At 42.0% G+C, this 25,988-nt stretch carries 18 protein-coding genes; 11 read left to right on the top strand and 7 right to left on the bottom strand.

Features of this window, described 5'->3' with window-relative positions:
• Both PSF67_RS11320 and ppc read left to right on the top strand, forming a co-directional pair.
• The gene (locus tag PSF67_RS11320) at window positions 1–2,442 is read left to right on the top strand and encodes a bifunctional aspartate kinase/homoserine dehydrogenase II (protein WP_166267016.1); all 2,442 of its coding nucleotides are present in this window, start codon (window positions 1–3) and stop codon (window positions 2,440–2,442) included.
• Window positions 2,443–2,845: 403 nt separating this feature from the next.
• The gene (gene ppc / locus PSF67_RS11315; RefSeq protein WP_166267014.1) at window positions 2,846–5,485 is read left to right on the top strand and encodes a phosphoenolpyruvate carboxylase; all 2,640 of its coding nucleotides are present in this window, start codon (window positions 2,846–2,848) and stop codon (window positions 5,483–5,485) included.
• Between the two features lie 68 nt (window positions 5,486–5,553).
• On the opposite strand, the gene gadC is transcribed toward ppc, so the two are convergent.
• From gadC to argE, 4 genes are all read right to left on the bottom strand, one after another.
• Window positions 5,554–7,107 carry a glutamate:gamma-aminobutyrate antiporter gene (gadC, locus tag PSF67_RS11310; RefSeq protein WP_210843126.1) on the bottom strand — a complete coding sequence of 518 codons (1,554 nt, stop codon included), beginning with the start codon at window positions 7,105–7,107 and terminating at the stop codon, window positions 5,554–5,556.
• Window positions 7,108–7,219: 112 nt separating this feature from the next.
• Window positions 7,220–8,620 carry a glutamate decarboxylase gene (locus PSF67_RS11305; RefSeq protein WP_102140406.1) on the bottom strand — a complete coding sequence of 467 codons (1,401 nt, stop codon included), beginning with the start codon at window positions 8,618–8,620 and terminating at the stop codon, window positions 7,220–7,222.
• Window positions 8,621–9,287: 667 nt separating this feature from the next.
• On the bottom strand, window positions 9,288–10,172 hold the full coding sequence (metF, locus tag PSF67_RS11300) for a methylenetetrahydrofolate reductase (protein ID WP_102140405.1): 885 nt from the start codon (window positions 10,170–10,172) through the stop codon (window positions 9,288–9,290).
• Between the two features lie 229 nt (window positions 10,173–10,401).
• Complete coding sequence (argE, locus tag PSF67_RS11295) at window positions 10,402–11,556, bottom strand: acetylornithine deacetylase (protein ID WP_272676924.1); 1,155 nt, start codon at window positions 11,554–11,556, stop codon at window positions 10,402–10,404.
• 102 nt (window positions 11,557–11,658) lie between these two features.
• Between argE and argC the strand changes: the two genes are divergently transcribed.
• The 4 genes from argC (at window position 11,659) to argH (ending at window position 16,174) form a co-directional block, all read left to right on the top strand.
• A complete protein-coding gene (argC, locus tag PSF67_RS11290) occupies window positions 11,659–12,663 on the top strand; it encodes an N-acetyl-gamma-glutamyl-phosphate reductase (RefSeq protein ID WP_102140403.1) in 1,005 nt (334 codons plus the stop codon).
• A 14-nt stretch (window positions 12,664–12,677) separates the two neighbouring features.
• Window positions 12,678–13,454 (top strand): acetylglutamate kinase, encoded by a 777-nt coding sequence (gene argB, locus PSF67_RS11285; RefSeq protein ID WP_272676923.1) that lies wholly within the window; start codon window positions 12,678–12,680, stop codon window positions 13,452–13,454.
• Window positions 13,455–13,498: 44 nt separating this feature from the next.
• Window positions 13,499–14,719, top strand: coding sequence for an argininosuccinate synthase (locus PSF67_RS11280; RefSeq protein WP_166267008.1), 1,221 nt, complete (start codon window positions 13,499–13,501; stop codon window positions 14,717–14,719).
• Between the two features lie 78 nt (window positions 14,720–14,797).
• Window positions 14,798–16,174 carry an argininosuccinate lyase gene (gene argH, locus PSF67_RS11275; RefSeq protein ID WP_166267006.1) on the top strand — a complete coding sequence of 459 codons (1,377 nt, stop codon included), beginning with the start codon at window positions 14,798–14,800 and terminating at the stop codon, window positions 16,172–16,174.
• A 63-nt stretch (window positions 16,175–16,237) separates the two neighbouring features.
• Here the strand turns inward: argH and PSF67_RS11270 are convergent, their stop codons facing one another.
• Window positions 16,238–16,591, bottom strand: a complete 354-nt coding sequence (locus tag PSF67_RS11270; protein ID WP_272676922.1) for a hypothetical protein — start codon at window positions 16,589–16,591, stop codon at window positions 16,238–16,240.
• Window positions 16,592–17,702: 1,111 nt separating this feature from the next.
• On the opposite strand from PSF67_RS11270, the gene oxyR reads away from it, so the two are divergent.
• Complete coding sequence (gene oxyR, locus PSF67_RS11265; protein ID WP_102140398.1) at window positions 17,703–18,608, top strand: DNA-binding transcriptional regulator OxyR; 906 nt, start codon at window positions 17,703–17,705, stop codon at window positions 18,606–18,608.
• A 78-nt stretch (window positions 18,609–18,686) separates the two neighbouring features.
• On the opposite strand, the gene sthA is transcribed toward oxyR, so the two are convergent.
• Window positions 18,687–20,084 carry a Si-specific NAD(P)(+) transhydrogenase gene (gene sthA / locus PSF67_RS11260; RefSeq protein ID WP_102140397.1) on the bottom strand — a complete coding sequence of 466 codons (1,398 nt, stop codon included), beginning with the start codon at window positions 20,082–20,084 and terminating at the stop codon, window positions 18,687–18,689.
• A gap of 462 nt (window positions 20,085–20,546) precedes the next feature.
• On the opposite strand from sthA, the gene fabR reads away from it, so the two are divergent.
• Both fabR and PSF67_RS11250 read left to right on the top strand, forming a co-directional pair.
• Window positions 20,547–21,203, top strand: a complete 657-nt coding sequence (fabR, locus tag PSF67_RS11255) for an HTH-type transcriptional repressor FabR (protein ID WP_004265350.1) — start codon at window positions 20,547–20,549, stop codon at window positions 21,201–21,203.
• 12 nt (window positions 21,204–21,215) lie between these two features.
• On the top strand, window positions 21,216–21,605 hold the full coding sequence (locus tag PSF67_RS11250; protein ID WP_102140396.1) for a YijD family membrane protein: 390 nt from the start codon (window positions 21,216–21,218) through the stop codon (window positions 21,603–21,605).
• 68 nt (window positions 21,606–21,673) lie between these two features.
• Here PSF67_RS11250 and trmA read toward each other — a convergent pair whose 3' ends face one another.
• Window positions 21,674–22,771: a tRNA (uridine(54)-C5)-methyltransferase TrmA gene (trmA, locus tag PSF67_RS11245; RefSeq protein ID WP_272676921.1), complete on the bottom strand. Its 1,098-nt coding sequence runs from the start codon at window positions 22,769–22,771 to the stop codon at window positions 21,674–21,676.
• A 481-nt stretch (window positions 22,772–23,252) separates the two neighbouring features.
• On the opposite strand from trmA, the gene btuB reads away from it, so the two are divergent.
• Both btuB and murI read left to right on the top strand, forming a co-directional pair.
• A complete protein-coding gene (gene btuB / locus PSF67_RS11240; RefSeq protein WP_206276392.1) occupies window positions 23,253–25,139 on the top strand; it encodes a TonB-dependent vitamin B12 receptor BtuB in 1,887 nt (628 codons plus the stop codon).
• Window positions 25,084–25,947: a glutamate racemase gene (gene murI, locus PSF67_RS11235; protein WP_166267002.1), complete on the top strand. Its 864-nt coding sequence runs from the start codon at window positions 25,084–25,086 to the stop codon at window positions 25,945–25,947. The genes btuB and murI overlap by 56 nt, the downstream gene beginning before the upstream one ends.
• Window positions 25,948–25,988: the final 41 nt, after the last annotated feature.

The raw sequence follows: 25,988 nt of genomic DNA, 5'->3' as shown, positions 1-25,988 counted from the left end.
ATGAGTGTACTAACAGCGGTTGAGGTGGCTCCTTGCCACCGCCAGTTACATAAGTTTGGGGGCAGCAGTTTAGCCGATGCGAAGTGCTATCAACGCGTTGCAACAATTATGGCAAACTATAGCCAACCCGGTGATTTAATGGTGGTTTCTGCCGCGGGTAGTACAACCAATCAGTTGATTAATTGGTTGAAATTAAGCCAAAGTGACCGTATTTCAGCTCATCAAGCTCAACAGTCATTACGCTGTTATCAACTTGATTTAATTGAATCTCTTTTACCCGAACAGAAAGCCATAGAATTAAGCCAACTATTTATTCACGATTTAGAGCGTTTAAGTGCATTGTTGGATCAACCCACAAATGATGCGACTTATGCAGAATTGGTCGGCCATGGTGAAATTTGGTCTGCGCGTCTCATGGCTGAAGTGCTTGCACAGGCAGGTATGATGAGCGCTTGGTTAGATGCACGCTTATTTTTACGCGCCGAACGCGCGGCACAACCACAGGTTGATGAAATCCAATCACGTTATTTATTGCAACAGCAGCTAACTCAGTTACCGAACAGGCGTATTGTCGTGACAGGCTTTATTTCGCGTAATCAGCAAGGTGAAACCGTACTGCTTGGGCGTAATGGGAGTGACTATTCTGCAACACAAGTCGGCGCGTTGGCTGATGTAGAAAAAGTCACGATTTGGAGTGATGTCGCTGGGGTATATAGCGCGGACCCTCGCAAGGTGAAAGATGCCTGTTTGTTACCCTTACTGCGCCTAGATGAAGCCAGTGAATTAGCACGTTTGGCGGCACCTGTTTTACACACACGCACTTTACAGCCTGTTTCCGTGAGTAATATTGATTTGCAATTAAGGTGTAGCTATCAACCTGAACAAGGTTCAACAAAAATTGAGCGGGTACTTGCGTCAGGTGCAGGAGCAAAAATTGTCACTAGCCATGATGATGTGTGCTTAATTGAATTGCGCATCGCGACAGGGCGTGACTTTAAACAAATTTGCAAAGATGTGGACTTATTACTTAAACGAGCTCAATTACGTCCTTTGGCTCGCGGTATTCATCATGACCGTTCTTTACTGCAATTATGTTATACCTCCGAAATTGTCGAGAGTGCTTTAAATGCTCTTGAAGAAGCCGGTTTACCGGGGTCATTATCATTACGCGAAGGTTTTTCTCTGGTGGCATTAGTCGGTGCGGGGGTGTGTAAAAAACCGCTACATAGCCACCGTTTTTATGAGGAACTGAAAGGGCAACCTGTTGAATTTATTTGGCATTCAGAGGATGCGATTAGTTTAGTGGCGGTATTGCGCTCAAACCAAACAGAGCACCTAATTCAAGGGATGCACCAGAGCTTATTTCGTGCAGAAAAACGCATTGGTTTAGTGTTATTTGGTAAAGGAAATATTGGTGCGCGTTGGCTAGAGCTTTTTGACGCGGAACAACACAAAATTTCGGCACGTAGTGACTTTGATTTTGTCTTAGCAGGCGTAGTAGACAGCCGCCGTAGCTTACTGAATTACCAAGGGATTGACCCAAGTCGTGCACTAGCTTTCTTTGATGATGAAGCCGTAGAGCATGAGGACGATAACCTATTTTTATGGATGCGTTCCCACCCTTATGATGATCTAGTCGTGTTAGACGTCACGGCAAGTGAAACACTGGCAAATAATTATGTTGATTTTGCGAGTTATGGCTTTCATGTGATCAGTGCAAATAAAATTGCGGGTGCAGCGCAAACGGCACAATATCGTCAAATCCGCGATGCATTTTCAAAAACAGGTCGTCATTGGTTATATAACGCGACAGTAGGGGCTGGGTTACCGATTAACTATACGGTTAGGGATTTAAAAGAAAGCGGTGATTCTATCCTGAGTATCAGTGGTATTTTTTCGGGAACGCTATCATGGCTATTTTTACAGTTTGACGGCTCCATTCCATTTAGTGAGCTAGTAGAGCAAGCTTGGCAGCAAGGGTTAACTGAGCCAGACCCACGTATTGACCTATCAGGGCAAGATGTTATGCGGAAATTAATTATTTTAGCCCGTGAAGCGGGTTATGACATTGAGCCGGGTGATGTGAGGGTTGAATCTTTAGTACCAAAACAAGCACAGACGGGTTCTTTGGATGAATTTTTTGAAAACAGCGCTGTCATTAACGAACAAATGCAGCAGCGCTTAGAAGCTGCGCAAGAGCTCGGGTTAGTGCTACGCTATGTAGCGCGGTTTGATGCGGTAAAAGGCAAGGCAAAAGTGGGCGTGGAAGCCGTGAAACCGGAACATCCTCTGGCTTCATTATTACCGGGTGACAATGTGTTTGCTATCGAAAGCCGTTGGTATCGAGACAACCCATTAGTGATCCGTGGCCCAGGCGCAGGACGAGATGTGACTGCGGGCGCTATTCAATCCGATCTTAACCGACTCTCTCAACTTTTATAATCATTTTCCGATCGCATTGGTGTTCCCTATGGTATAGGGGGCATCAATGCGTCATGAAAATTTTTAATTTATCCTTTCATTTTCTGTTTTTTATTCTGACGATTTAATTCTTAAACATTATTCATGTCTTAAAAGTGCTGAATCGACGATATATTGCGCTGAAACAATACTTAAATAAGAAAAATTAATAAAAATAAGGCTGTAATTAAATTTCAGAAAAATCCCCCAAAGTCATTTTTTTCTGATATGAATATACACTGAAGGGTAAATTTAGCGGCCTGCATCACAAAACGACAACTCTAACGCAGCCGACTGAAATTTAGTTACAGGAAACAGGTAGCAGTCTGTTAACCGTGAACCGTGCGGGAATGCATTCTGCCAGAAGCACAAGGTCAGGAGTCTCATGAATCAGCAATATTCCGCAATGCGCAGTAATGTCAGTATGCTGGGTAAGCTACTCGGCGATACCATCAAGGAAGCCTTAGGTGAGGACATACTCGACAAAGTTGAGTCCATTCGTAAGCTTTCCAAATCTTCTCGTGCAGGTAATGAAGTTCAGCGCCAAAAGCTGCTGATGACATTACAAAATCTCTCTAATGATGAATTGCTACCCGTTGCAAGGGCATTTAACCAATTCTTAAACCTGACAAATGTCGCGGAGCAATACCACAGTATTTCGCCTCATGGTGAAGCCGCAAGTAACCCTGTCGCATTAAAAAATCTGTTTGGCCGACTAAAAGGCAAAAACTTCACTGATGGCGATATCCAAAAAGCGGTTGAACAGCTTTCAATTGAGCTGGTTTTAACGGCTCACCCAACAGAAATTGCTCGTCGTACATTGATCCATAAATTGGTTGAGGTAAATAACTGTTTATCACAACTCGACCATGATGATATTGCGGATTACGAACGCAATAACATCATGCGTCGCTTACGCCAATTGGTGGCGCAATCATGGCACACCGATGAGATCCGTAAAATTCGCCCAACACCAATAGATGAGGCGAAATGGGGCTTTGCCGTTGTTGAAAACTCATTATGGGAAGGGGTTCCCGCTTTCTTACGTGAATTTAATGAACAGCTGGAAGACTCAATTGGCGCGGTGTTACCCGTTGAAGCCAATCCGATTCGTTTTACCTCATGGATGGGGGGTGACCGTGACGGTAACCCGAACGTGACTGCGGATGTGACTCGCCAAGTTCTATTGTTAAGTCGCTGGAAAGCAGCGGACTTATTCCTCAAAGATATTCAAGTATTGGTTTCAGAACTTTCGATGACGGAAGCAACCCCAGAGCTGCGTGCGCTAGCCGGGGGAGATGACGTTGATGAGCCTTATCGCCAAATCGCGAAGAATTTACGTAGCCAACTATTTTCGACGCTAGAGTACTTAGAGCGCCGTGTAAAAGGCGAGCAAGTTTTACCACCGGCAGACTTATTGGTGGATAACGCCCAATTATGGGACCCGCTATACGCGTGTTATCAGTCACTGATTGCCTGCAATATGAAAATTATTGCCAATGGTCAGCTCTTGGATACTTTGCGTCGCATTCGTAGCTTTGGTTTACAGCTGGTACGTATTGATGTGCGCCAAGAAAGTACACGTCATACAGAAGCGATTGCAGAATTGACCCAATATTTAGGGCTGGGTGATTACTCTCAGTGGTCAGAAGAAGAGAAACAACAGTTCTTACTAGCTGAGTTGCAATCTCTACGTCCACTGATCCCACAAGATTGGCAACCAAGTGCGGAAACTCAGGAAGTATTTGAAACGTGCCGAGTGATAGCAAAAGCCAAAAATGATTCTGTCGCGGCATATGTGATTTCAATGGCGAAAGTCCCATCAGATGTGTTGGCGGTTAAATTACTGCTGAAAGAGAATGGCGCGTCAGTTCGCTTACCCGTCGCGCCATTATTCGAAACACTGGAAGATTTAAATAATGCTGAAAGTGTGATGACAAAGCTTTTAAGCATTGAATGGTATCGCGACCTTATCGATGATCGCCAAATGGTGATGATTGGTTACTCGGACTCAGCAAAAGACGCAGGTGTAATGGCGGCTTCATGGGCGCAGTATCGCGCACAAGATGCATTGATTAAGTTGTGCGAAAAAGAAGGCGTGACATTGACGCTATTCCACGGACGTGGCGGCACAATTGGTCGTGGTGGTGCGCCAGCACATTCGGCATTATTATCTCAGCCTCCGGGAAGTCTAAAAGGCGGTTTGCGTGTGACTGAGCAAGGGGAAATGATCCGTTTCAAGTTTGGTTTACCACAAGTGACCATCAGTAGCTTGGCGTTATACGCCAGTGCAATATTAGAAGCGAACCTATTACCACCACCAGAGCCTAAAAATGAGTGGAAGTCGGTGATGGATTCGTTATCTGATGTTTCTTGCGCGATGTACCGTGATTATGTACGTGAACAACCGGATTTTGTCCCTTATTTCCGTGCTGCGACGCCAGAATTAGAGCTTGGCAAGTTACCGCTTGGGTCACGTCCTGCTAAACGTCGTCCAACGGGGGGCGTTGAAACCTTGCGTGCTATTCCATGGATTTTTGCATGGACACAAAACCGCTTAATGTTACCCGCATGGTTAGGGGCAGGAGCAGCGTTAAAACATGTCATTGAGAAAGAAGGCAAACAAGCCATTCTTGATGAAATGTGGCAGCAGTGGCCATTCTTTAATACGCGTATTGCGATGTTAGAAATGGTTTATGCAAAAGCGGACTTATGGCTGGCGGAATATTACGATCACCGCTTGGTAGAAGAGCGCTTATGGCCATTGGGGCAAAAATTGCGTGACCAGTTGTCTGAGGATATTAAAAGCGTATTGGCGGTTTCGAAAGACGAAGCGCTAATGGCGGATTTACCTTGGATAGCGGAATCTATCGCATTACGTAATGTTTATACTGACCCATTAAACGTCTTACAAGCAGAGCTTTTACACCGTTCCCGCCAACAAGAGCATTCAGACCCTCGTGTTGAACAAGCTCTGATGGTGACGATAGCCGGCGTGGCAGCAGGAATGCGTAATACGGGTTAGTTTTCTTCATTTGAAAGTAATTAAATAATTTAAGGGCTGCCATTTGGCAGCCCTTATCATTTTACAAATCAATGTGAGCTAGATGAGCTATCATCTGACTTATCATGATGGATCAAGTGATATGCAGAACGAGCTCGAGGGTGAATAAAGAAATGGTTAGTTGGCGCATTATGCGTTTTGATATGCACCATAGAGACATTAGTTTTCTTACCTTGTTTGTTATGGAAAGCATAAATAACAAAGGGCAGTAAGAAAATAATCACAAAGCTAACCGCAAGTAACGTCACATAGGTGGTATTACTCGCACCATTCGGTAAAGAACTCGGTGGGAAGAATGAAATCACAAAGGCTAAAATAGAAACAACTAGGCCGACTAACGCAATGAGAACTTTAATGCCTTTACCCCCCGGTATATTAAAGACACGTTTTTTCTCGGGTTGTTTGCAAACTAACTGCATATAACCTAAAAATAGCATGAAATAGCTACATAAATAGATAACTACCGTTAAGGCTAGAGCAATAAGGAATGACATATTACCACCGCCCCCAGTATTGGTGAGGACGATAATCGCTACTGTTGTGATCAGCAACTGGGAAATCACCAGTGTTACCGGTACGCCATTTTTATTCACTTTGGCAAAGCTTTGCGGCAGAATACCTTTCTGTGCCGCGACATACATACCGCGGGATGGCCCAACAATCCAAGAAGCAATCTCAGCCAGTACGCCAAGTAATAATAATGCAGCAATAATCCTTACGGCCCATTCAAGGGATGAATTAAAGTGTGTGACAAGCACATTGAATGTCTGTACCACGCCAGCAGATAAATTAATTTCACTGTTTGGGATCACGGCTGCCACCGATAACCCACCAATTGAGCTTAAACAGATTGCCGCTATCATGAGTAAAAACATGGCTGCGGGGTAATCTCGACCGGGGTTTTTCATCTCATTGACGTGAGTTGCTGAAGCTTCAACACCCATATAGCTCAAAATAAAGGCGACAAATACCACGAGTGTGCCAATTTTGGTGAAATCAGGAATAAATGTTTCGGTACTAATTTCAATGGCCAATGGAGAGCCGCTGACTAAATAACTGATTGCCAAAAAGACCAAAATCAGCGCTGGAAGTAAGATACCCGCAAAGAAACCGACTTTCGCAATCGTTGCCGTATATTTGGTTCCACCAAACTGAGTGAAAGCCAATACCCAAAGAATAACAAGTGCCCCTATCGTTTTGGTGATTGGGTCTGTATTAAGTTCTGGCCAATTTAAAATATAAGACAGAGCCCCTAAGACGAAATACAGCATAGGAATAAAGCCAATCGCAATTTGTAAATAGCCAAATGAAATGGCGGCAAATCCCCAACGTTCGCCTAATGTATTAGAAACCCATGCAAATACACCACCTTCCTCCCAACCTTCTACGGTTGCCATTTCTGCGGCACACAATGCGACAGGAATAAACCACAATAATCCTCCTAATAGCAGGAAAAATACGAGGCTAAAGCCAGATGTTGCAAATGTTGGGTATTCATAAACGGCCATCACCATTGATGCAGTAATGGCAAAAAAGCCAAGTAGTGTCAGTTGCTTTGTGGCTGGAGCTGTCGTTGTTGCCATACGAGTTCTCCTCAAATCGATAAACAATCTGCCTTTGCAGGGCGGATCTCAGTAGGAGCCAAAGAACCTAAGGCTCTTTGGCTCGTTAACAACACAATCATGAATAAAAGAATTAACTGTGATTAAAGCCGCCGCCTTCTTCTTCCGTTAGCGGGTTATTGACGGGGTGCTTATCGAAATACTCTAATGTACGTTTGAAGTCATCAATGAGTAATGCGGCTAAATCTAAACTGACGCCATGACGCACTAGAATACGTTGAATAACAAGATCTTCACGGTTTGCTGGCATTGAATAGGCAGGAACTTGCCAGCCGCGACTACGCAGTTTGTCTGCGATATCATAGAGGGAATATTTGCTGGTGGTTGTGCCTTCTTTCAGTTTCCATGCTAGTGCAGGGATACCCGTTTGGCTATTACCATCAAAAATCATTTCAAATGGCCCTAATTTTTCAATTTCACGGCTGAGGTATTGTGCGGTTGCATAGCAAGCGTTGTGGATTTTTGCATAGCCTTCGCGGCCTAGCCTCAAGAAATTATAATATTGAGCAATGATTTGACCGCCAGGGCGAGAGAAATTCAGTGCGAATGTTGGCATGTTACCGCCTAAATAATTCACATTAAAAATCAATTCTTCGGGAAGGTCTTTGGCTTCACGCCAAACTACCCAGCCAGCGCCTAATGGGGCTAAACCAAATTTATGGCCTGATGCATTAATGGATTTTACCCGTGGTAAGCGGAAGTCCCATTCTAAATCGGGAGCACAAAATGGGGCTAAGAACCCGCCACTCGCACCATCCACATGGATAGGAATATCCAGACCCGTCTCTTTTTGCAGTTTATCGAGCGCATCGTGTACCGCTTTTACGGGCTCATATTGGCAGGTAAATGTCACCCCTAGCGTTGGCACGACACCAATGGTGTTTTCATCGACACGTTTGAGCACTTCTTCCGGTGTCATGATGAGACGGTCACCTTCCAGTGGGATCTCTCTGAGCTCAACATCGAAGTAACGGGCAAATTTGTGCCAACAGATTTGAACTGGGCCACAAATTAAGTTGGGTTTATCGGTTGGTTTCCCTTTAGCAGCCTGTTTTTTACGCCATTGCCATTTTAACGCGAGCCCCCCAAGCATTGCAGCCTCTGAGGACCCGATGGTTGAACAACCAAGGGTATTTTCTGCTTCTGGTGAATTCCATAAGTCCGCTAACATATGTACGCAGCGGTTTTCAATTTCTGCTGTTTGTGGATATTCGTCTTTATCTATCATGTTTTTGTCGATAGATAAGTCCATTAAATCACGAATTTCATCATCCACCCATGTCTGGCAGAATGTTGCTAAGTTTTGGCGTGAATTCCCATCTAACATTAATTCATCGCGTACTGCACTAAATACATTACGTGGTGCTTGTTCTTTCAATGGAAATTTGGTTTTTGGTAACGATTTGGATAATTCTAATGATGCATAGACATCATCTATTCCATTGTATTTTGAATTTAATGCATTATTACTCATGCTTTAATTCCTCAATGACTATGTGGTAATCAAATAGTATTAATCTTGAGCTCAATATTAAATATACGCTGACTTTTGAAAAATTCAAAAGCAATCAAATAAAAAAGATAATTTAATGAAAACTGTCATAATTAGAAAGTCACAGTGGAGTGAATGATGGTTTGTGGTTATTTTGGTTATAGATAATTTTTTGCAAGAGCTGATTGCTTTCATAAAATGATGCTCAGGTTACAAGATTTAACTAAGCTATTACATTTTTATGGTTTTTATTTCTGCTAATTTAGCTTTTTTATTATTTTTATTTGATTTTATATGGGTGGAAAATGTGGCGAAAATAAATTAATATTCATCAAAAATGAATATTTCAATAATGTTAACTTATGTAACTTTTATTTAAATTCTAATTTTCATTGTGTTTAAAGTTAATTTGTACCGTTAACCGTTAAATATATTTATTGTGGTGAAATGAATTTGAATATAAAGAGGGTAATAACATGAGCTATATCGTGGAAAAGTTTCCCGCGAATTTAATGAGTTTGGATATTACGTTAATATATTTTTCTTAAAGAGACAGGGTCTTTTTTAAACAAGAAATAGAAGATATCTATAAGTATAGAAGACAAGTAGCAAAGGGATGAGACAAAAATAGTTGCCTCATCCTAAGAAATTAAGGCCTAACTCCCAGAGTATGGCAGATGGCATAGGTAAGCTCAGAACGGTTCAATGTATAAAAATGGAAATCTTTCACGCCTTCACGGCTAAGGATTTTAACCATGTCCATGGCGATTGATGCCCCGACAAGGTTGCGGCTCTCAGGGTCGTTATCTAGCCCTTCGTACATTTTACTCATCCATGCCGGAATGCGAACGTTAGTGAGTTTGGCGAAGCGCTCTAGTTGACGAAAGTTAGAGACAGGTAAAATCCCCGGCACAATTTCCACATCAATTCCTGTTGCGACGCAGCGGTCACGGAAACGTAAATAGCTTTCAACATCAAAGAAAAACTGGGTGATTGCACGGTTAGCACCTGCATCAATCTTCTTTTTTAAACTAATTAAATCGGCTTGCGCGCTTTTGGCTTCGGGGTGAACTTCAGGATAGGCTGCGACAGAAACATCAAAATCCGCTTCGCCTTTTAACAGCTCGACCAAATCAACGGCATACATATCTGGCTTACGGCTGTTGTCAGGCAAATCACCACGCAATGCAACAATATGGCGAATACCATTATTCCAATAGTCACGAGCAATCGCTTTTAGTTCATCAGAGCTTGCATCAATACAAGTTAGATGAGGAGCTGCAATCAAGCCGGTTTTATCTTTAATATCTTTGATGATGCTGTGCGTTCTATCACGTTCACCGGAATTCGCACCATAAGTCACAGATACAAATTTAGGTTTCAGGTTTTTCAGCCGATCGATGGATTTCCACAGTGTCTGTTCCATCTCTTCACTGCGAGGTGGGAAAAATTCAAATGAAACATTAATCTGGCCATCTAATTCAGCTAAGTTTTGATTTAGCGCTTCGCGCTGATTTGCGTGAAAAAAACTCATACCCTGTAACCTCGCAATTTGCAGACTTACTATTTCTTGTACGTTATTATATCCATTTGTGCGTCTATACGTTTAGACGGCTAAATAGAAATTACCAGATCGGTACCAATAGTCAATACTTAAATTAAATTATGACGCTGAGGTTTTTTCAAAGGCAACAGGAAAATAATTCATGATCAAAAAACGCGACCCTTTTCAGTGTCGCGTTCGGACCTATCGCTAGTCAGATTTACTCAGTAAAACAGAAATGCTCAATCATTTGGCTAATTAATTGGCGAGTAGGCTCAATAAAGCGCATATCGATAAATTCATCAGGTTGATGTGCTTGCTCAATAGAACCAGGGCCAAGAACCAACGTCGGGCAGAGTTCTTGGATAAACGGCGCTTCAGTACAGTAATTCACGGTATCCGCTTTTTGCCCTAATAACTGTTCAATTACTGCCACCATCTTGTGATCCGTTGGGCATTCATAGCCAGGGATCGGTGGATGCATGGGCTCAATCGCCAAGCGTCCCGGCCAACGGGCACTAACAGGCTCAAGAGCTTCATTGAGTAGTTCATCTAAGTCTTGCAAAGTTAGCCCCGGCAGCGGGCGAATATCCATATGTAATTCACAACAACCACAAATTCGGTTAGCAGCATCACCACCATGAATATGACCAAAGTTCATCGTCGGGTAGGGAATGACAAATGCAGGATTGTTAAATCGTTCTTTTAACGTATTTCGTAAATCCATTAAATGGGAAATAGATTCATGCATTAATTCAATCGCATTGACGCCACGCTCTGGGTCACTAGAGTGCCCCGATTGCCCAGTAATACGGATAGCGTTCGATAAATGCCCTTTGTGTGCGCGGATCGGTTGTAACGACGTCGGCTCACCAATAATCGCAAAATCCGGTCTTAGTGCTGTACTAGCTGCAAAATAGCGTGCCCCAGCCATGGAGGTTTCTTCATCCGCTGTTGCTAGGATATGTAATGGTCGCTTGAGCTGCGTTAGATCCATATCGCGTAACGCATCGACAATAAACGCAAAGAAGCCTTTCATGTCTGCGGTTCCGAGCCCATATAACTTGCCATCATGCTCTGTCAGCTCAAACGGGTTTTTGCTCCAACGTCCATCATCAAAGGGCACGGTATCGGTATGACCACATAGCATCAGCCCACCATTTCCTTCGCCAATGGAAGCAAGCAAATTATATTTATCACGTGTTTCCGGCACGGGTTGAATGTTGACCGAAAAACCTAACGTCTCGAGCCACCCACCGAGAAGCTCAACAAGGGCTTTATTGCTCTGGTCCAAATGAGAATCAATCGCACTAATCGACGGAATGGCAATTAATTGACGATAAATCTCAATAAATGCAGGTAATTTAATATTCACTGTTGACAGCCTTTATCCATAATAGTATCAATATTCATGCACTTTATTTGAATAAAAATACACATTAAACTGTTTGGGTCACGAGTACAAGGTAGAAAGCATATGTTGAACACACTCATTATCGGGGCCAGTGGCTATACTGGAGCAGAATTAGCCGCTTATTTGCAACGCCATCCTGAAGTTAATCTTCAAGGATTGATGGTATCGAAGCAAAGTGCGGATGCAAATAAACGTTTTTCTGATTTGCACCCTCAGTATAAAGGCATCATAGATCTTCCTGTTCTGCCATTAACAGATGTCGCAGAAGCAGCGAAAGGTATTGATGTTGTTTTCCTTGCCACGGCACATGAAGTGAGCCACGACATTGCACCTCAGTTTCTTGAAGCGGGCTGCATTGTGTTCGATTTATCGGGTGCGTATCGTGTTCAAGATCCTGCCTTCTATACGCAATACTATGGCTTTGAACATACAAATACTGAATGGCTAATGCAAGCAGTTTACGGTTTAGCGGAATGGCAGGCCGATAAAATTCGTCAAGCGCAGTTGATTGCGGTTCCAGGGTGTTACCCAACGGTTTCCCAATTAGCCCTTAAACCATTGATTGAAGAAAATTTACTGGATGAAGCGATGTGGCCAGTGATTAATGCCACCAGCGGTGTTTCCGGTGCAGGCCGTAAAGCCTCGATGACCAATAGCTTTTGTGAAGTGAGTTTGCAGCCTTATGGCATCTTTACTCATCGCCATCAGCCAGAAATTGCGACTCACTTGGGAAGAGAGGTTATTTTCACACCACATTTGGGTAATTTCTCTCGGGGCATTCTTGCCACGATTACATGCAAAGTAAAAACGGGTGTGACGGCAGAAAAAATCACACAAACGTTTAAAGATGCTTATCAAAATAAACCGTTAGTGCGGCTATATGAAAAAGGCGTTCCTGCATTGAAATCGGTAGTGGGGACACCGTTTTGTGATATTGGCTATGTATTGAATGGTGAATATCTGATTTTAGTGGGTACAGAAGATAACCTACTCAAAGGTGCGGCAGCACAAGCCGTTCAGTGCATGAATATTCGTTTTGGTTTTGCTGAAACTCAGTCTTTATTTTAAGAAGGATTAACCCCATGCAACCCTTAGTGATTAAATTGGGCGGAGTGTTACTTGATAGCATCGAGGCACTTGAAAAATTATTTACAGCTATTCAAACCTATCGTCAAGTCCATCAACGTGAGTTGGTGATTGTGCATGGCGGTGGCTGTTTAGTTGATGAATTGATGAAAAAACTGCAATTACCTGTCGTTAAAAAGCAGGGGTTGCGGGTCACGCCAGCAGACCAAATCGATATCATTACCGGGGCATTAGCAGGTACGGCGAATAAAACATTATTGGCATGGGCAACGAAGTATCAACTTCCGGCTGTAGGGCTTTCCCTCGGTGATGGGCAAAGTGCCACAGTAACGCAATTAAACGAAGAATTAGGCCATGTTGGTAATGCGAAACCCGGCGATGCGAAGTTATTGAAATTATTGTTGGGGGCGGGGTATTTACCCATTATTAGCTCTATCGGTATCACCTCTAACGGTGAGCTGATGAACGTAAATGCGGACCAAGCGGCAACCGCTATTGCCCAAGCCATAAACGCAGATTTGGTTTTACTGTCTGACGTAAGCGGTATTTTGGATGGCAAAGGCCAAAAAATTGACGAAATGACGACACAAAAAGCGCAAAAGCTCATTGAGCAGGGAATTATTACTGATGGAATGATTGTGAAGGTCAATGCGGCATTAGACGCTGCGGCTGCCTTGCAACGTTCTGTTGATATTGCAAGCTGGCGTCATGCAGAACAACTTCCCGAGCTGTTTAATGGAACAGCAATTGGAACACGGATCTTGGCATCATAAATGAGCCATGGAATAACCATATTAATTGAGCGGATAGGTACGTTATGAAAAAGGGCATTAAAAAGATTGTATTAGCATATTCAGGCGGTCTGGATACATCAGCAATTATTCCATGGCTAAAAGAAAACTATGATGATTGCGAAGTTGTGGCCTTTGTTGCAGATGTGGGGCAAGACAGAGAAGAGTTAGTCGGCGTAGAGAAAAAAGCGCTACAGTCAGGTGCATCTGAGTGCTATGTCGTCGATTTACGTGAAGAGTTCATCAAAGAATATATTTACCCTGTTCTTAAAACAGGTGCGTTATATGAAGGTAGCTATTTATTAGGTACGTCAATGGCTCGCCCAATTATTGCTAAAGCACAAGTTGAAATTGCCTTAAAAGTGGGTGCAGATGCGGTTGCTCATGGCGCAACAGGTAAAGGTAATGACCAAGTACGCTTCGAAAGCACCTATACGGCATTAGCACCACAGTTACAAGTGGTTGCGCCATGGCGTGAGTGGGACTTACGTTCCCGTGAAGCGCTGCTCGATTATCTGAAAGAGCGTAATATTCCAACAACGGCAAGCTTAGAAAAAATCTATAGTCGAGATGAGAACGCATGGCACATTTCTACTGAAGGTGGTGTCTTAGAAAGCACGTGGAATGCAGCAAACCAAGATTGCTGGGTATGGACCGTTGACCCGCAAGATGCACCAGATGAAGCTGAATTAGTGACTGTTGGTGTTAAACATGGTGAAGTCGTTTCGGTGAATGGGCAAGCATTGTCTCCACTCGGTTGTTTAGAAACATTAAATACTTTAGGTGCAAAACACGGTGTGGGTCGTATCGACATCGTTGAAAACCGTTTAGTGGGGATGAAATCTCGTGGTTGTTATGAAACCCCAGGAGGCACCATTATGATGGCCGCACTGCGTGGTATTGAACAACTGGTGCTTGACCGTGACAGCTACAAATGGCGTGAGCAACTCGGTTTAGAAATGTCATATGTCGTTTATGATGGGCGTTGGTTTGCACCATTACGCCACTCGCTGCAAGCAGCTGCTGAATCATTAGCGCAAGATGTCACGGGTGAAGTTGTTCTGAAGTTATATAAAGGGCAAGTGACTGCGATTCAGAAAAAAGCGGATAAAAGCCTGTATTCAGAAGAATTTGCAACATTCGGTGAAGATGAAGTCTATGACCACAGCCATGCAGGTGGGTTTATTCGTCTTTACTCACTGTCTTCACGTATTCGTGCGCTGAAAGAACAAAACAAAGCGAAATAAATCAAATGATAGTCCCCCGGCAGCCAAGGCCGCTGTCGGGGTTAAAAACTTATTTTATCAATCAGGTAGGGATTAGTTATGGCACTTTGGGGTGGGCGTTTTAGTCAACAAGCAGATCAACGGTTCAAACAGTTTAATGATTCATTGCGTTTCGATTACCGCTTAGCGCAGCAAGATATTGTTGGCTCAGTCGCATGGTCAAAATCACTGGTCACAGTTGGTGTATTGTCTGATAGCGAACAACAAACTTTAGAACAAGCGCTAAATACCCTACTTAAAGAAGTGCAAGATAACCCTGAAATCATCCTGCAAAGTGATGCAGAAGATATTCATAGCTGGGTTGAAGGTAAGCTGATTGATAAAGTGGGGGATTTGGGCAAAAAACTACATACTGGCCGTAGCCGTAACGACCAAGTCGCAACGGACTTAAAATTGTGGTGTAAAGACCAAGTCGCATTATTACTTGAAGCGGTGACAGAATTACAAAAAGCGTTGGTCATCACCGCGGAAAATAACCAAGACGCAGTGATGCCAGGTTATACACATTTACAGCGTGCGCAGCCAGTGACATTTGCCCACTGGTGTTTAGCCTATAGCGAAATGTTAGCGCGTGATGAAAGTCGTTTACAAGATACATTAAAACGCTTAGATGTCAGCCCATTAGGGTGTGGTGCATTAGCGGGAACTGCCTATGATATCGACCGTGAGCAGCTTGCATCTTGGCTAGGTTTCGCTTCGGCAACGCGTAATAGCTTGGATACAGTTTCAGACAGAGACCACGTCCTTGAATTATTATCAAACGCAAGTATCGGTATGGTTCATTTATCTCGTTTCGCAGAAGATTTAATTTTCTTCAATAGCGGGGAAGCAGGTTTTGTCGAATTATCAGACAAAGTGACATCCGGTTCATCATTAATGCCACAAAAGAAAAACCCTGATGCATTGGAATTGATCCGCGGAAAATGTGGGCGTGTTCAAGGTGCACTGACAGGTATGATGATGACGCTAAAAGGGCTTCCTCTTGCTTACAACAAAGATATGCAAGAAGACAAAGAAGGGCTATTTGATGCATTAGATACTTGGTTAGATTGTATGCACATGGCTGCATTGGTTCTTGATGGTATTCAAATTCGTCGTAGTCGTTGTGAAGATGCAGCGAAACAAGGTTATGCGAACGCAACCGAATTAGCCGATTACCTCGTTGCTAAAGGTGTCCCATTCCGTGAGGCTCATCATATCGTGGGTGAAGCAGTTGTTGCCGCAATTGGGCAAGGTAAGGCTTTAGAAGAAATGGCACTCAGCGAATTGCAAAAATTCAGTGATACTATTCAGTTGGACGTTTATGAAATTTTATCACTGCAGTCTTGTTTAGATAAACGATTAGCAAAAGGCGGGGTTTCTCAGAAGCAAGTGGCAAAAGCCATTGTGGAAGCAAAAATTCGATTAGGGCTGTGATTGGCTGTCGAAGATAAAATGGGGGGTAGCATGACTACCCCGATCCCCATAACGCGTTTGTTTTTAAATATATTTAATGGTTAGCATTCCGAGTTGTTTTTCTTCATTCACCCAGTTATATGAATACTCCCCTCTGCCATCATTAATTACTTTCCACCCTTGTGTGTTTGTGATGTCATTTAAATTCACTTTGTTGGCAACCATATCAGACTGGTTATTTAAGCAGTTTAAAGTGACGTGTTTGTCAGTGACATCATTAAAACAAGGCGGGAATACTACCGCACCAGAAAAATTAATAACGCCATTTTGTTGGTCACTGTTTGCATAGGCATTAATCGATGCGCCAGCGGTAACCAATAATAACGCAGTAAGCGAACGAACACCGAATTTTTGAATATTTGATAATAAATTTTTCATAATAGTATCCCGTCATTGATTTTTGATTAATCAACTTGCTGTATGTTTAAATTAGATATGTGTGCTTTTTAAATAAGAATAATAATAGTGATTCGATATTCCCTGGTGTTTTTGATGAAGGGATTATAAATTGAAAAACGCCGTTTAGGTGTAAAATAAAAAAAGGAAATGTTTAAAAATATAAAGAAAATAAAATTACTACCATTATGATTTAAATCTATTTACTCATACTTTCGCGGCTACAGATTCTAATTTTTGCCATGTTATTGGTGTAATATGTTGTATTTTTGCTTTCTAATGAATTTTTTAGGTTTTATCCTCTGTGTTTTTTCTTGCTGTTATCAATCTGTATTAATGCTTAGTGTGGGATTTAACAAAAGTGGGTTGTAATTTACATTTATTTTTATATAAAAACTTACAAACTTTAATAAAGAGTGAAAGGGAATATAACAAAATGTTTCTTTCATTTGACGTTAATATAATGATTAACATGCAGGGTGGTATTTGATTGGGATTATTCATCAGTTGAAGAGTATATATTAGTACTAAGTTTGGTTAACTCCTTTAGGGAGTAACAAAAAGAGCTCCGAAGAGTCTTAATGGAAGTGATGGTGAGACAATTACTGATACTCTACTTTGATGAGCCCAGTATTATTCGAACTACCTACCCATTTAAATTCATAATTTCCGAGTTGATTAGATAAAGCTATGCTTTTTGTCGTACTACTTAACTTATGAATATCGATATACTCTGTTTTCACATTTGGGATAGGTAATAAGACCTTACTTAGCCACGCTAAGAGGCGATTTGTCGACGTTTAGATCTAAAAAAAACCAGTTAACGCCTTTATTTAGCATGTTATGCTAAGATGTTTATGATAAATAAATTTAACCATTAGTTAACGGATTATCTATTTTAAAGGATAACTAGCAAGACGTATTTTGTTTCCAAATATTACATTTTGTTTCGTTTTATTGCGAGTATTGTTCAAAAAATGAGGTTTTCCTACCATTTTTCAATTTATTAATAGATAAAACAAAACAATATCGATATAGTGATTGGTATTATCTATCTTTGGTTTGACAGAGAATTCACGAAAGGAAAAGAAATATGAATATTCGAGATTTAGAGTACCTCGTCGCGCTCGCCGAACATAAACACTTTAGACGTGCCGCGGATTCCTGTCATGTCAGTCAACCTACGCTTAGTGGCCAAATTCGTAAATTAGAAGAAGAACTTGGTGTCATGCTATTAGAAAGAACTAGCCGAAAAGTTCTTTTTACTCAACAAGGTTTATTATTAGTTGAGCAAGCCCGTACTATTTTGCGTGAAATTAAAGTATTACAAGAAATGGCTGCCCTCCAAGGGGAAAGTATGTCGGGCCCATTACACATTGGTTTAATTCCAACGGTTGCGCCATACTTATTACCTCATATTATTCCGCAATTGCACCAAGCTCACCCTAAATTAGAAATCTATTTGCATGAAGCACAAACCCAACAATTATTAGCTCAGTTAGATAGCGGTAAATTAGATTGCGCTATTTTGGCGGAAGTTAAAGAAACGGAACCTTTTATTGTTGTACCGTTATTTGAAGAGCCCATGAAATTGGCTATTTATGAAAGTCATCCATGGCGTGATCGCGATACAATTGAAATGAGCGAACTTTCAGGTGAAAAGCTATTAATGTTAGAAGATGGCCACTGTTTACGTGACCAAGCCATGGGTTTTTGTTTCCAAGCCGGTGCTAAAGAAGATACACATTTCAGAGCAACGAGCTTAGAAACGTTAAGAAATATGGTGGCAGCAGGGAGTGGAATTACACTTTTACCAGATTTATCGGTACCTAATGAAGTTTGTCGTGATGGGGTATGCTATTTAAATTGTATTGAACCTGAGCCGAAACGAACAATTGTATTAGTTTATCGCCCGGGTTCACCGCTACGTGGTCGCTATGAACAATTAGCTGAGACCATCTATAACTCAATGGATAACTATTATAAAAATAGAGTTTAGAGATTAAAGCACCAATATTAATTACTTTTTAGTTGATGATGGTTGCCAGGTTATTGGCAACCATAAATCACAAAATAATTAAAATAGTCGATTCAAACCATTTAAAGCTGCAACACGGAAAGCTTCCGCCATCGTCGGGTAATTGAACGTCGTATTCACGAAATATTCAATGGTATTACCTTCACCTTTTTGTTCCATGATAGCTTGGCCGATATGGATAATTTCAGCCGCTCTCTCACCGAAACAGTGAATGCCTAATATCTGTAATGTTTCTCTGTGGAATAATATTTTCAAACTACCGACATTCATACCTGCGATTTGTGCACGTGCTAAATGTTTAAACTGTGCCCGGCCGACTTCATAAGGCACTTTCATTGCCGTCAATTCTTGTTCGGTTTTGCCAACTGAACTAATTTCAGGAATGGTGTAAATCCCTGTTGGTATATCTTCCACTAAATGTGCATTACCTAAACTACCACCAATGGCTCGGGCTGCAATTCGGCCTTGGTCGTAGGCTGCAGAGGCCAAACTTGGATAGCCGATAACATCACCAACAGCATAAATATGTTCATTAGTGGTACGATATGCTTTATTGACTTTAACTAAACCGCGGCTATCAGACTCTATTCCTACATTAGCGAGACCTAAGCTATCTGTGTTACCGGTTCTTCCGTTCGCATACAGTAAACAGTCAGCTTTGACTTTTTTACCCGACTTCAGGTGAACGATAACACCGTCTTCGACCCCTTCGATTTTTTCATATTCTTCATTATGACGAATAACAACGCCACTATTCCAAAAATGATACGATAAGGCATCTGACATTTCTTGGTCAAGAAAGGCCAAGAGATGATCACGGGTATTGATTAAATCAACTTTAACCCCTAATCCACGGAAAATAGATGCGTATTCACAACCGATGACACCGGCACCATAAATAATCACATGGCGAGGTTCGTGAGTCAGGTTGAGGATAGTGTCACTGTTGTAGATTCGAGAATGGTTGAAATCAACGTCGGAAGGGCAGTAAGGGCGAGAACCTGTGGCAATCACGATTTTATCTGCACTTAAAACGTCACAACTTCCATCCGCGTAGCGAACACTGATATGTTGCTCATCGATAAAGGTGGCTTCCCCCGAGAACATTTGGCAACCATTACGTTCGTAAAACCCTTGGCGCATGCGTGTTTGTTGGCTAATTACTGTTTCAGCATGACGAAGAATTTCAGAAAAAGAGGAGCTTAAGCTACGGGAGTTATCACTATAAAGAGGGTTTTGGTTGAATTCGATAATACGGCTAACTGCATGGCGGAGGGCTTTTGAGGGGATCGTCCCCCAGTGGGTACAGCCTCCGCCGACATTATTATAACGTTCTATAACAGCAACGTTTTTTCCTTGTTTCACCAGCCCCATGGCGGCGCCTTCACCACCAGGACCGGAACCAATGACTATTGCATCAAAATGGGTAAGTTGCATGAGGTAAGACCTGCTCTAAAACAAAATGACAACAAGATGTTATCATTAGTTGGTTATTTCACCTAATTTCCTCGCCCTCTTTCAAATTGATACAGGTTAGCTACACTCGCTTACCCTAGTTACATACTTATGCGTGTTCCTAGGGGCTCGCTTATTTGGCCGCCTTGTCTCAATTCAAAATTCTTAGAGGAATTGTTTTATAAAAAAAGAAAGTCAGAAAATCGAGTGCATTTTTGGTGAATCTATTTTTTGCAGTTCGGGTAGGGTAGAGGGGAAAGTGATTGCTTCTATATATAAGAAAGCGGTGAAGGGAAACACGGAGTGAGTAAGCGAAATTCTGAAAATGAGTAATTTGTCGTTAGAGTCGATTTTTCTCTGAACCAGATGCGCAAATTTCAGGTATGCTAGGCGAAGAGTAATGCTTATTACATTTACCTTCCATGATAAGAAACTAGGATCACCGTGAGCAACACAATTGGCGTTAGAGCAAAACAAAAAGAAAAAACTCGGCGTTCACTCGTCGAAGCCGCATTTAGCCAATTAAGCGCTGAACGGAGCTTTACTAGCCTCAGTTTGCGGGAAGTTGCACGTGAAGCTGGGATTGCACCGACTTCATTTTACCGTCATTTCAAGGACGTTGATGAACTCGGGCTGACGATGGTCGATGAAAGTGGCTTGATGTTACGCCAGCTAATGCGCCAAGCAAGGCAGCGCATTGCAAAAGGTGGGAGTGTGATCCGTACATCAGTCTCAACTTTTATGGAGTTTATTGGTAATAACCCTAATGCCTTTAGGTTATTATTGCGGGAGCGTTCGGGTACATCTGCTGAGTTTCGTGCAGCAGTTGCTCGGGAGATTCAACATTTTATTGCGGAATTGGCCGATTACCTTGAACTTGAAAGCCGTATGCCTCGTCATTTTACTGAAATGCAAGCAGAGGCAATGGTCACGATTGTCTTTAGCGCAGGCGCGGAAGCGCTCGATATCGATGAAGAAAAACGCAGAAATCTCGAAGAACGGCTGGTATTACAGTTAAGAATGATAGCGAAAGGTGCCTACTACTGGTACCGCCGGGAACAGGAAAAACAAAATCAAACTGACCCAGACCTCACTAAATAATAAGGAGAATCAATGACGGATCAAAAAAGTTATGAAAGAAGCACTCTATTGCTAGCCTTTGTGATTGGCCTTGCAACCCATGGGACCTTTTCAACGCTGTTTAACTCGTTGGTCGACTTTTCATTTTTCCCAATTTTAACCCTGATATTGGCGGTGTATTGCTTACACCAGCGCTATTTACATCAAGCGATGCCGATGGGGCTGCCAAAATTTGTTGCAGGTAGTTTTTTTATTGGGTTATTTGGCTATGCCGCGATTTTACGTGTTCAAAACCCTGAAATAGGCTCTAACTTTATCCCTGCAACCTTTATTGTCATCATTGCATTGTGGATGTACTCAAGCTGGAAAGCACGTAAGAGAGAAAAAGCGGAACTCGCACTTGAGCAAGAAGTTGAAAATTAAGTTTATACGACTTTTCTAATATAAGACGCCGTAGTTCATATCACTGCGGCGTTTTTGTTTTCAGTCAATTAATAGCGGCTTAGAAGTACCCCACTTTCCATATGATGGGTATACGGGAATTGGTCGAATAAGGCTAATTTCTCTATTTTATGGGTTTTAGTCAGCTCAACTAAGTTGTCGCATAGGGTTTCTGGGTTGCATGAAATATATAGGATACGGTCATAACCCTGAACTAGCTTCACTGTTTCTGTATCTAAACCACTGCGAGGCGGGTCAACAAAAATGGTATTGCATTGGTAATCAGCTAAAGAAATACCTTCCAGACGCCTAAATTCACGAGCACCTTGCATAGCTTGGGTAAAATCCTCTGCGGACATACGAATAATTTGTACATTTTCAATATTATTGGCTTCGATATTATATTGAGCTGCTGCTACAGAAGGTTTTGCAATTTCAGTCGCTAATACGCGTTCGAAGTTTTGCGCTAATGCTAAAGAGAAATTTCCATTTCCGCAGTACAGTTCCAATAAATCACCCGTCGAATTCTGCGTTGCCTCAATTGCCCACTCCAACATTTTGATATTGACCTGCGCATTAGGTTGCGTGAAGCTATTTTCGACTTGGCGATAAACCATTTTTTTACCCATCACAGGTAAGACTTCATCAACATAATCATTATCTAACATGATTTTGGTTTTTGAGGCACGGCCAATCAACTGCACATCAAAGCCTTGCTCAACTAAAACAGCTTTTAACGCTTTTGCTTCTGTCTCCCACTCTTCACCCAGTTTTTTATGGTAAAGCAGCGAAACAATTAGCTTATTACTTAGTGTTGATAAATAGTCAATTTGAAATAATTTATGGCGCAGTAATTCATTTTGCTTAATGAGAGGCAATAATGCTGCCATCATGTCATTAATAAGCTGACTTGCGACAGGGAACTGATCAATACGAATACGCTCTTTTGTTTCTTTATTGAACATAATATGAAACAGGTCATCACCTTCATGCCAAATGCGAAATTCAGCACGCATCCGATAATGGGATGTTGGTGATGAAAATATTTCAGGTTCTGGGGCGTTAAAAGGAGCCATCATCGCCTTTAAACGATCCGTTTTTTCTTCGAGCTGTTGTCCGTAGTCTTCAGTGTGCAAGGTGTTTGGCATGTTTGGCTCCATAAAACAGTAATAAATTCGTATCAGGAGCGAAATTGTAGGGAAAGCGGCGAAGATGTCCAGTTTTCATTATCCATCCGTAGACACTTATAACTATTCAACTTACGATAATAGACTGTGGTTTAGGGAATTTGGTGTGAATCCAAAGCTGACGCGCAACGGTAATTAAGGTATCCCCGTCATTCTTCAAGCTACATGGGTGTTGGCATCGCTTAGTTACCCTAGTCACATACTTCAGTATGCTCCTAGGGATATCTTCGCTTGCCGCCTACATGTCACTTGAATTATTTAGGGGATATAACAGGTCGAATTTTCATTTTATATATCGTTTTTATTTCATATATAGAAGCCCAACTTGTCACTTATAAGTCCGATACCTACCACACTTCCAATCGCTTAGTTGAATATCTGCGCGAATCTATATTCAACCTCGCGGAATGTTAATTGAATTGATTTTCCGAGTGTAATCATAATGAATAATAAAAAGTCGCTGCCGTTATCGGCCGCTGCGCTGGCAGTACTGTGCGCTACTTCTTCTTTGGCAAGTGCAAATAACCAAGCTGACCAAGTCGTTGTGTCCGCTAACCGCTTTGAACAACCGATTTCTTCTATATTAGCGCCAGTGACGGTGGTGACTCGTGAAGATATTGACCATTGGCAGTCAAATACCATTATTGATGTATTAAGGCGCTTACCGGGAGTGGATATTTCTCAAAGTGGCGGAATGGGGCAACAAAGCTCCTTATTTATACGTGGCACAGAGTCACGTCACGTTTTAGTGTTAATTGATGGTATCCGTTTGAATCAAGCAGGTATTTCCGGTTCTTCCGATATGAGCCAAATCCCAATTTCTCTGGTACAGCGCATTGAGTATATTCGCGGCGCACGCTCTGCGGTTTATGGATCTGATGCTGTTGGTGGTGTGGTGAATATTATCACTCGTCGTGATAACGATGGCACAACATTAAATGCAGGTATTGGCTCACACAGCTACCAAAACTATAACGGTTCCACTCAGCAAAAAATTGGTGAGAATACGACGGTAACAGCTGCCGGAGCTTATACGCATACCAAAGGATTTGATTTGGCGCCAAAAGAAGTTAGCCCGAGACAGTATGATAAAGATGGATTTTTGAGTAAGTCACTGTGGTTAGGTGTTGAACATCAATTTTCTTCAGAAATCTTAGCGTACGCAAGAGCATATGGTTATGACAATCGTACGAGTTATGACGTATCAGAATATGCGGGAGTTAGTGTTGATACACGTAAACTCTATAGCCGAACTTATGAAACAGGCTTGAAATATCATCAAGGGAAATATTCATCATCATTGATGGGAAGCTATGGTTATTCAAAAGATTACAATTTTGATCCAAGAAAAGGGCAATATAGTGAATCTGCAAATCTTGATGAGTCCAAACAGTACAATATTCAATGGGGTAATAGTTACCTATTAGATAAAGGAAATATTAGTGCGGGGATTGATTATCAACGCCAAAGTATTGAGCCTAGCAGCTACGCGATGATCAATGAAAAACAGACGTTAAATAACACAGGGATATACCTCACAGGGCAATATGCAATTATTGATTCTGTAACAGCAGAAGCGGCTATACGTTCTGACCATCACTCTGAATTTAATTGGCACACAACATGGCAATCAGGCCTTAGTTGGGAGTTTTATGAAGGCTACAAACTTGTTGGTTCATATGCAACTGCTTATAAAGCACCTAATCTAACCCAATTATATGCATATTCTTCATCGGCATATGGAACAACGCTAGGTAATCCGAGCTTGAAACCTGAAGAAAGTAAACAGTGGGAGGTTGGTGTTGAAGGAACAACGGGACCACTATTTTGGCAGGTCAATGCATACCACAATGATATTGATAACCTGATTGCATATAAAGCAGGTAACCCAATTAGTTCTTATGAAAATATTGGTGAAGCTGAAATTAAGGGAATTGAATGGGTTGGTGAGTTCGAAACTGGCATCCTTCATCACCAAGTTACCTATCAATATGTTGACCCTCGTAACAAAAAGACGGATAAGGTTCTCGAGCGACGCGCTAAGCAGCAAGTTAAATATCAGCTAGATTGGGCTATTGATAAAGTAGACATGGGGCTAACCTACCAATATATAGGCTCCCGCTATGATAATGACTATAGCCAATGGCCTTCTAAGCGAATAAAACTCGGCGGCGTTAGCCTTTGGGATCTAACAGCTGCATATCCAATCACTTCACATCTCACAATTCGTGGTAAAATAGCTAATATGTTCGATAAAGACTATGAGACCGCGTATGGTTATCGCACCGCTGGAAGAGAATATTTCCTCACAGGAAGCTACAACTTCTGATAACACCCTATCTGTTCGCCCGACCATTCTAGTGTTTGACTCTGGAGTGGGCGGGTTATCTGTCTATCGTGAAGTCAAAAAAATGATCCCGAATGCTCACTATATCTATGCATTCGACAATGAAGCCTTCCCTTATGGTGAAAAAAGTGAAGAGTTTATTATTGATAGGGTCTATCAAATCGTAAATGCAATTGCTGCAAAGCATCCTTTAACTATTGTGATTATTGCGTGTAATACCGCAAGTACGGTCAGCCTTCCTAATTTGAGAGCACATTTTACGTTCCCAGTTGTTGGGGTTGTTCCAGCCATTAAACCCGCAACCAAGTTAACGCGTAATGGCGTAGTTGGTTTATTGGCGACGAAAGGCACTGTAAACCGCGAATACACCAAAGAGCTGATCGAACGGTTTGCAACAGACTGCAAAGTGATTTCTCTCGGTTCTGCGGAATTAGTTCAACTTGCAGAAAGAAAGTTACATGGGGAAACTTTACCACTAGATGAAGTTGCTCAAACAGTCAGGCCATGGATTAGAATGCCAGAGCCGCCTGATACCGTTATTTTGGGTTGCACGCATTTTCCTCTATTAATAGAGGAGCTCGAAAAAGTGCTACCAAATGGAACTCGATTTATTGATTCAGGTTCTGCAATCGCCAGAAGAACCGTCTGGCTCATTAATAATCAAGAAGAAATCGCCAATTCAGAGGAAGAAAACTTCGCATATTGCTTATTAATGGATGACAACGCAAAAGGATTACAGCCTGTTCTCGAAGCAGAAGGGTTCAAAACGCTGGAAAAACTAGCTATCTAAGTCAAATTTGATGGAAAGCTGAGCGAACGGAAAAAAATATG

Origin of the sequence: Providencia sp. PROV076, assembly GCF_028483405.1 — a bacterium.
Taxonomy (GTDB): domain Bacteria; phylum Pseudomonadota; class Gammaproteobacteria; order Enterobacterales; family Enterobacteriaceae; genus Providencia; species Providencia huaxiensis.
Note: the sequence above shows the minus strand (reverse complement) of the source record. Positions and strands in the feature narration are given on the sequence as shown.

What these genes read in the sequence shown, in the direction of transcription:
- PSF67_RS11270 (WP_272676922.1), bottom strand. Translation starts at nt 16,591, where the DNA reads ATGAAAAATTTATTATCAAATATTCAAAAATTCGGTGTTCGTTCGCTT.
- metF (WP_102140405.1), bottom strand. Translation starts at nt 10,172, where the DNA reads ATGAGTTTTTTTCACGCAAATCAGCGCGAAGCGCTAAATCAAAACTTA.
- PSF67_RS11320 (WP_166267016.1), top strand. Translation starts at nt 1, where the DNA reads ATGAGTGTACTAACAGCGGTTGAGGTGGCTCCTTGCCACCGCCAGTTA.
- argH (WP_166267006.1), top strand. Translation starts at nt 14,798, where the DNA reads ATGGCACTTTGGGGTGGGCGTTTTAGTCAACAAGCAGATCAACGGTTC.
- PSF67_RS11305 (WP_102140406.1), bottom strand. Translation starts at nt 8,620, where the DNA reads ATGAGTAATAATGCATTAAATTCAAAATACAATGGAATAGATGATGTC.
- argB (WP_272676923.1), top strand. Translation starts at nt 12,678, where the DNA reads ATGCAACCCTTAGTGATTAAATTGGGCGGAGTGTTACTTGATAGCATC.
- trmA (WP_272676921.1), bottom strand. Translation starts at nt 22,771, where the DNA reads ATGCCAAACACCTTGCACACTGAAGACTACGGACAACAGCTCGAAGAA.
- sthA (WP_102140397.1), bottom strand. Translation starts at nt 20,084, where the DNA reads ATGCAACTTACCCATTTTGATGCAATAGTCATTGGTTCCGGTCCTGGT.
- oxyR (WP_102140398.1), top strand. Translation starts at nt 17,703, where the DNA reads ATGAATATTCGAGATTTAGAGTACCTCGTCGCGCTCGCCGAACATAAA.
- PSF67_RS11250 (WP_102140396.1), top strand. Translation starts at nt 21,216, where the DNA reads ATGACGGATCAAAAAAGTTATGAAAGAAGCACTCTATTGCTAGCCTTT.
- murI (WP_166267002.1), top strand. Translation starts at nt 25,084, where the DNA reads ATGGTTATCGCACCGCTGGAAGAGAATATTTCCTCACAGGAAGCTACA.
- ppc (WP_166267014.1), top strand. Translation starts at nt 2,846, where the DNA reads ATGAATCAGCAATATTCCGCAATGCGCAGTAATGTCAGTATGCTGGGT.
- gadC (WP_210843126.1), bottom strand. Translation starts at nt 7,107, where the DNA reads ATGGCAACAACGACAGCTCCAGCCACAAAGCAACTGACACTACTTGGC.
- btuB (WP_206276392.1), top strand. Translation starts at nt 23,253, where the DNA reads ATGAATAATAAAAAGTCGCTGCCGTTATCGGCCGCTGCGCTGGCAGTA.
- PSF67_RS11280 (WP_166267008.1), top strand. Translation starts at nt 13,499, where the DNA reads ATGAAAAAGGGCATTAAAAAGATTGTATTAGCATATTCAGGCGGTCTG.
- argC (WP_102140403.1), top strand. Translation starts at nt 11,659, where the DNA reads ATGTTGAACACACTCATTATCGGGGCCAGTGGCTATACTGGAGCAGAA.